Origin of the sequence: Bacteroides sp. OM05-10AA (assembly GCF_003439055.1) — a bacterium.
GTDB lineage: Bacteria > Bacteroidota > Bacteroidia > Bacteroidales > Bacteroidaceae > Bacteroides > Bacteroides intestinigallinarum.
On record NZ_QSUR01000018.1, the window covers coordinates 127,775 to 135,085 of the forward strand.

At 39.5% G+C, this 7,311-nt stretch carries 5 protein-coding genes; 2 read left to right on the forward strand and 3 right to left on the reverse strand.

Features of this window, described 5'->3' with window-relative positions:
- Nucleotides 1-28: 28 nt before the first annotated feature.
- Nucleotides 29-1,534 carry a class I SAM-dependent DNA methyltransferase gene (locus DXB58_RS15350; RefSeq protein ID WP_122137421.1) on the reverse strand — a complete coding sequence of 502 codons (1,506 nt, stop codon included), beginning with the start codon at nt 1,532-1,534 and terminating at the stop codon, nt 29-31.
- 245 nt (nt 1,535-1,779) lie between these two features.
- Nucleotides 1,780-4,557 carry an AAA domain-containing protein gene (locus DXB58_RS15355; RefSeq protein ID WP_122137422.1) on the reverse strand — a complete coding sequence of 926 codons (2,778 nt, stop codon included), beginning with the start codon at nt 4,555-4,557 and terminating at the stop codon, nt 1,780-1,782.
- A 249-nt stretch (nt 4,558-4,806) separates the two neighbouring features.
- Between DXB58_RS15355 and DXB58_RS15360 the strand changes: the two genes are divergently transcribed.
- Entirely contained in the window at nt 4,807-5,847 is a 1,041-nt protein-coding gene (locus DXB58_RS15360; protein ID WP_369907138.1) for an alcohol dehydrogenase, read from the forward strand.
- A gap of 15 nt (nt 5,848-5,862) precedes the next feature.
- Nucleotides 5,863-6,339 (forward strand): low molecular weight phosphatase family protein, encoded by a 477-nt coding sequence (locus DXB58_RS15365; RefSeq protein ID WP_004302014.1) that lies wholly within the window; start codon nt 5,863-5,865, stop codon nt 6,337-6,339.
- A 14-nt stretch (nt 6,340-6,353) separates the two neighbouring features.
- Here DXB58_RS15365 and DXB58_RS15370 read toward each other — a convergent pair whose 3' ends face one another.
- The gene (locus DXB58_RS15370; protein ID WP_122137423.1) at nt 6,354-7,196 is read right to left on the reverse strand and encodes an RNA methyltransferase; all 843 of its coding nucleotides are present in this window, start codon (nt 7,194-7,196) and stop codon (nt 6,354-6,356) included.
- Between the last annotated feature and the right edge of the window lie 115 nt (nt 7,197-7,311).

Genomic DNA, 7,311 nt, shown 5'->3' on the forward strand with positions numbered 1-7,311 from the left:
ATTAATAAATCGAAGAATATAGTAATATTTATTTGATTGTGAATCCTATACTAGATAATTGTTTGCGAATTTCTTCTTCGAGGTCATGGGATTGTGCAAATAAATCAGATAATTCAGAAGTCAAACGTTCCATTTTTTCTTGAAACGGTTCTCCGTCATCTTCTGTTTCTGCAATTCCTACATACCGTCCCGGGGTGAGGATATAATCTTGTTTGGCTACATCCTCTATTGATACAACAGCACAATAACCTTTTTCATTTTCTAAAGTTCCTGAATTGAAAGCATCAAAAGTACCCGCTATTTTCATAATATCTTCTTCGGATAATTCACGGAGTTTACGGGTAATCATGCTACCCATGTTGCGGGCATCAACGAACAGTATTTTATTCGTTTGTTTTTTAGTCCGGTTGAGGAACCATAAAGAGACTGGAATACCAGTTGTATAAAAAAGTTGGGAAGGTAATGCTACAATTCCTTCTATTAGATCTGCCTTTATAATATTTTCGCGGATAGTTCCTTCACCGCCTGTTTGCGAGGATAAAGAACCATTGGCAAGTACCATTCCTATACGTCCTTTGGGGGAAAGATGATGAATCATATGTTGAAGCCAGGCAAAGTTGGCATTTCCAGCAGGAGGTATACCATATTTCCAGCGTACATCATCCTGGAGTTTGTTAGCTCCCCAATCACTTAGGTTAAACGGAGGGTTTGCCAGAATGTAATCAGCTTTTAGTGTAGGATGCTGGTCATCAAAAAATGTGTCAGCGTTGAATTTTCCAAGGTCAGGTTCAATGCCTCGAATCGCCAGATTCATTTGAGCCATTTTCCATGTAGTAGGGTTGCTGTCTTGGCCGAATACTGATATGTTATTGATATTTCCATGATGTCGTTCGATAAATTTGGCTGATTGTACAAACATACCACCAGAGCCGCAAGCCGGATCGTATACACGTCCGCTATATGGCTGAAGCACTTCAACTAATGTACGGACAATACATGATGGTGTAAAAAATTCACCGGCAAGTTTTCCTTCTGCTTCTGCAAATTTGGAGAGACAATATTCATAGGTACGCCCCAGTATGTCCTTACTGTCCCCATGTTCTTTCATTTGAACGTTTGTAAATAAATCTACGACATCTCCTAAGCGGCGTTTATCTAATTCAGGTCGTGCGAAGTTTTTAGGAAGAATCCCTTTTAAACGAGGATTTTCTTTCTCTATCAGTCGCATGGCGTTGTCGATGACAGTACCAATCTCCGGAGTATGTGCTGCTTCTGCTATGACCGACCAACGAGCCTCTTTGGGAACAAAGAAAATATGCTCATAGGAATATTCATCTTTGTCTTCCTCAAAGCCTTCTCCTTCATTGATAAGAACTTGATGTTTTGCTTCGAAACTGTCTGATATATATTTAAGGAAAATAAGTCCTAAAATGACTGATTTATATTCTGATGCATCCATGTTGCCACGTAATAAATCAGCTGCTTTCCATATTTGTTTTTCAAATCCTAATTCGGCTGTATTTGTCTTTGCCATACTATTATATTTTTGTCATTGTGATTAATGTTTATGTACTCACTTTAAGTTCACAGAAACTTTTAATGAGGTTGATGCAAAAGTAGAAAATAATTTCCATAGTGCTGTCATACTTTAAATGAGAAGTAAATGTAGACATTATTATTGATGTAATTGTTATAGTTGGAGTAAAATTTATTCTTTTGGTTGTTAGAATATGCAGAAACTCCTATTCTAACAAAAAAATATGATTTGCAATGAACATTCTAATGCAAGTTTAATACTTCGCTTAACTTATCTCTAATAATTTTCTTCTCATTACTACCGATGGTAGACAATCTCACCAACGGAATTCCGTACAACTCTAAGATACGATCCTTTTTAATATCACGTTCAGACTGATTTGTCCCTGATTTGTGGAATGTATAACCATCCGTCTCAATAGCCAATACCGGTTGTTTACTCACACGATTATAAATCAGAAAATCAATATGAGTGTTTATATTTGCAGCATATTTGCTTTCCTCTTCATTCAATAGAGAATAATCCTGAATCAACATATAGAGTGGTAAATGGCAAATGATATTCAAATGACGCATATTGATATTTTCTTTCAGGATATCTTCAAGTAAGGCAAATGTAAGATTCTCGGAATCGTATTCGGATATTTTTTTATGCTTCTTCAAATAGGCAATTCGTGCATCTGTATATTGCTCATATAGGTAATCGAATATAGAATGAATCTTACTGGTGGAAACAGTGCCATTGTTATATTCGATATAAGCGATCAAATCGCTAATATTGCAGTCTTTGGGTTGTTCGTTTCCCGATACGACTAAATAAAATTGTGACTTAGCCCTCGAAACAGCAACATTGAGCAGGTTGGGATCGTCGGAAAAGGAAGTGATGACATCATCGACAGTGGTCATAATGATAGCATCCTTTTCTCTTCCCTGAAATTTATGGACTGTTGCGACATCAATATCCTCTTCAAGTGCGGATTTTACTGCATCTACTTGTTTGTTATATGGAGCAATGACGCCAATTTCATCTGTTTCATAAGATAGATTCGGTAGTACTTCCTCTTTGATAACATCTATTTCCCGTTGATTCATGTGACTGCGGGAATGGTTACCTTTGGCTGTCCGTATGGCACAAATGACATCCTCTTCTCCTTTATCACGTGTCATGATGACAAGATCTCCACCATAGAATTTCTGATTGCAGAAGTTGATGATTCGAGGATGGCATCGATAATGTTCCCGTAACAAGGTCTGCGGTACATTTGGAATAACTTTGCAGATGGATTGCAAAAAACTCATATTGGCACAATCATATTCCGGCTTAATCAGGCAGGCATTAGCGATAAAGTTTAGCTTTTCCTTATCTTCTTCTGTGATTACATTGGGGAGTTGCATGGTGTCGCCGACAATGATTGCATTTTTAGCACATGACAAGGCTAAAGCTCCGGTTTCAACGGAAACCTGCGACGCTTCGTCCATAATGATATAATCATATACAGCATCTCGCTGTAGACTGCTTAATGATGAAAAGGTCGTACTTAATATAATAGGGTATTCTTTTTGTACCTCTCGCCAATTATTTCTTAGATCAGGGAGTGTAAAGATGGGTTTGTCATGATTATTGCCATAGGTGTGAAATAACTGATTCTTTAGATATTTCATTGATGTATCAGCCATTTGTCTAGCCATTTCTGCTGCATCTTTGTTGGCAAGTTCCTTTTCTAATGTGTCTATTTCAACTTCCAGTTCTGCATACTTTGTTTGGTAGAATAAGATTTGGAAGTCGGCGATAATCAAACTCATCTCCCGTTTATAAAAACCTTTATCGGGGATTTTACAAATCGCTTTGCTCCTGAATTTAAAGAATAACCATTTCAACCGTTGAATAAGAGCTGCTATTCCCCGAAGACTTGATGATTGTTCTTTTTCTGCAAATTGCTGACATTCATTCCATAAATTCAGAAGGTCTGCCGAACTGGAACTCTTTCGTTGTTTGAGAGTAATTTCTTTTGTGCCGAACTCTTGCAGATAATGTTGCCACTCTATTTTTAAAGCTTGTATTTCCTGTCTTGCCATGGCAAGGCGTTCCTGTTTGGAAAATATGCTTTTTAGTTCTTCTGTCTGATGATGTATCTGATTGAGAAATTGAGGTTGGTTGGCATCCGCATCATGCCATGACTCAAAGTTCTCCGGATATTGTTTTTCCTCTTCTTGAGTCTCGATGAATTTCTCTTTGTTAGCTGTGCTGCCAAGCAATGCAACAATGAAACCCATATCGTATTTGGATAACTTCTCAAGTACATTGACGATGGCGGAGTTATTATTAGATACTACCTGAACAGTCTTACCACGCACAAGGATATTGGCAATGATGTTCAGAATCGTTTGTGTCTTTCCGGTTCCCGGAGGTCCTTGCACAACGCTGATTTGATTTTCAAAAGCTGCCTGGACTGCTTTTTGCTGGCTTGCATTACAACCGAAAGGAAAAATCAAGGTTGAGGCAGTCTGGGTCCGCATTTTATATTTTTGTGGATTCAGATATACAGCAATAGCTCTGTTGTTTGCGATGAAATGAATTTTTTCATATTGTTTTGCTAATAGCTTCGTTCCGTCATCAGCTTTCAATTCGTTTGCATCGGCAACTTTCTTCAAATATTCGAATATGCTTTTCGAACGACTCTCTCCCAAGCATGATTCGATAATTTCTAAGTCCTTTTCTCTGTAATCATACTCTTTACCATTCTGAAAACGAATGTGCCAATAGTTGTGTGATCTGGCCTTAAAAATAGATAAGGCTTTAATGTTTGATAAAGTTCTCCCTTTACTGATTATTTGATAATTATTGGGGTCCGGTTTGTCCGGATCAGTCAGCCAAAGAACATTTTCTTCTTTGTAAGTATACGCACTGGGAACATTCCGGAATACTACCTTATAGTTGCCATTATGATTTTGGCAGCTTTCTATTTCAGGAGTCTTGATTTGACCTTTTATAATAATCAGATTTTCGGAAGTATCTATCATAGGCTTGTGTGTAAATATAATAAGTCGTGCTGCTGTTTTTATTTATTATTTTGGATATAAAAGTAAGAATATTTTCCAGAATATCAAAACCGAAGTAGAAAAAACAGTGAATGACTTTATTCAGCTTTGTATTGTTATAAATATAGAGTGAGATTCGGTTTGGGAGTATTGAACGTGATAAAAGAGATTTGTTTTGCCAATGAAATCATTATCTTTGCAAGGTATATATTAATGAACGAGGAGGATATTATGCTTGCATACACATATATTGAACACGGAAAGTTTGAATTGCAGGAGAAAGCGGTACCGGAAATAAAGGATTCACGGGATGCAATCGTACGTGTAACACTTGGTAGCATTTGCACCAGTGATCTTCATATTAAACATGGCAGTGTGCCGCGTGCTGTGCCCGGAATAACTGTCGGGCATGAAATGGTAGGTGTGGTAGAACAAGTAGGGGCTGATGTCACTTCGGTGAAGCCTGGTGACAGGGTGACTGTGAATGTCGAAACTTTCTGCGGTGAGTGTTTTTTCTGTAAGCATGGATATGTGAATAACTGTACTGACCCTAATGGCGGTTGGGCTTTAGGTTGTCGAATTGATGGCGGTCAGGCGGAATATGTCAGAGTTCCTTATGCGGATCAAGGTTTGAACCGTATTCCGGATACAGTGAGTGATGAACAAGCTTTGTTTGTCGGTGATGTGCTTGCAACAGGTTTTTGGGCAGCACGCATCTCGGAAATTACCGAGGAAGATACTGTTCTTATCATCGGTGCCGGACCTACCGGGATTTGTACTTTGTTGTGTGTGATGCTGAAGAAGCCAAAACGCATTATTATCTGTGAAAAGTCTCCTGAAAGAATTCGGTTTGTTCGCGAGCATTATCCTGATGTGTTGGTGACTGAACCGGAAAACTGCAAGGAATTTGTTCTCAAGAACAGTGACCATGGTGGTGCAGATGTTGTTTTGGAAGTGGCAGGGAGTGACGATTCCTTTCATTTGGCTTGGGATTGTGCCCGTCCTAATGCTATTGTCACGATTGTAGCCCTCTATGATAAACCACAGCTTCTTCCTTTACCTGATATGTATGGCAAGAATTTGATTTTCAAAACAGGGGGAGTGGATGGCTGCGATTGTGCCGAAATCCTTACGCTGATTGAGGAAGGTAAAATTGATACTACTCCTCTTATTACACATCGATTCCCATTGAATGAGATTGAGGAGGCTTACCGTATTTTCGAGAACAAGTTGGATGGGGTTATTAAAGTAGCTATATCAGGAAATAAATAAAAATAGAATTTGTGTATGAAGAATATACTGATAGTAAGTAATAATGATATGTGCCGCAGTCGTATGGCACAGGAAATTTTGAATTCCTTCGGTAGAGGGATGAAGATTAGTACTGCCGGTATTTTGGCTGGAAATTCTGTCCCTGACGTTGTTTGCCAAGTGATGGAACAAAATGGATATGACTTTTCGCGTAGAAAGCCCTGTGATGTTGCGACGTATGCCCAACAGACATGGGATTATGTCATTACCCTTTGTCCGGAAGCAGAGGAAGTGCAAAAGGAAATGCAGGGGGTAGTGAGAAAATACGTTTCTTTCAACTTTACAGATCCCTTTCAGGGAGGAATTCATGTAGAAGATGAGCAGGAAGAACGGGTTAGGGCACTATATGACATCATGCATAAAGAATTGTATGAGTTCTTTCGAAGTGAATTGATGGAAAAATTATTGCCTCGCTGTTCCTGTGGCGCAAATACGTATTGTAGGTGTGAGTAGGAATATAAGTAAAATCATATATGTACATCATCCGGTGATGGTGGCAGATCTGTGTCATTTTGAACGCGAAGTTGCCAGAAAGCAATAGCGGATGCGGCGGCTACATTGAGAGAATCGACACCGTTTGCCATAGGAATGCGGACTACATAGTCCGCTTCATTAATTGTTTCGTTTTGAAGACCGTCTCCCTCTGTTCCCATTACGATGGCTAACTTGGGTTCGGTTGCTAAGATAGGATTATCGATAGAGATTGATTTCTCCGTGAGTGCCATAGCGACTGTACGAAAACCCTGTTTGCGCAACTCATTGGGAGAACTGTCCAACCAAGTCCATGGTATCAGGAAGACAGAACCCATCGAAACCCTGACTGCACGTCGGTTCAACGGATCACAAGAATTACGCGTTAATAATATAGCATCTATTCCCAAGGCGGCTGCGGAACGGAAGATGGCTCCGATATTAGTAGCGTCTACCACACCCTCAATGACTACGATCCGCCGGGCTTTCCGGCACACCTCCTCCACACTTGGTAGTGTCCGACGACGCATGGCACAGAGGACACCGCGCGTCAGTGTATATCCGGTCAATGTGGCAAGTAACTTTCTTTCACCGGTATAGACAGGTATATCACCACAACGTTCAATGATGCCAGCGGCATCACCAGTGATATGCTTCTGTTCACACAAGAGGGCTAAAGGCTCATAACCAGCATTCAGAGCTACATGGATGACTTTGGGGCTTTCCGCAATAAGCAATCCCTTATCAGGCTCGATACGATTGCGTAATTGAGCTTCGGTGAGGGTACTGAATATTTCTACTCCGGAGTCTGTTAAGGATGATATTTCTATAATGGGCATAGTGATTTCTTTAAACGATCTATTTTATTGCAGCAATGATAGTATGCACTTCTTACTTGCCGATGCAGAAAATGTTTTGTATCATTTTTGACTTGTAATAGATTGATATTTAATA

What these genes read in the sequence shown, in the direction of transcription:
- DXB58_RS15350 (WP_122137421.1), bottom strand. Translation starts at nt 1,534, where the DNA reads ATGGCAAAGACAAATACAGCCGAATTAGGATTTGAAAAACAAATATGG.
- DXB58_RS15365 (WP_004302014.1), top strand. Translation starts at nt 5,863, where the DNA reads ATGAAGAATATACTGATAGTAAGTAATAATGATATGTGCCGCAGTCGT.
- DXB58_RS15360 (WP_369907138.1), top strand. Translation starts at nt 4,807, where the DNA reads ATGCTTGCATACACATATATTGAACACGGAAAGTTTGAATTGCAGGAG.
- DXB58_RS15370 (WP_122137423.1), bottom strand. Translation starts at nt 7,196, where the DNA reads ATGCCCATTATAGAAATATCATCCTTAACAGACTCCGGAGTAGAAATA.
- DXB58_RS15355 (WP_122137422.1), bottom strand. Translation starts at nt 4,557, where the DNA reads ATGATAGATACTTCCGAAAATCTGATTATTATAAAAGGTCAAATCAAG.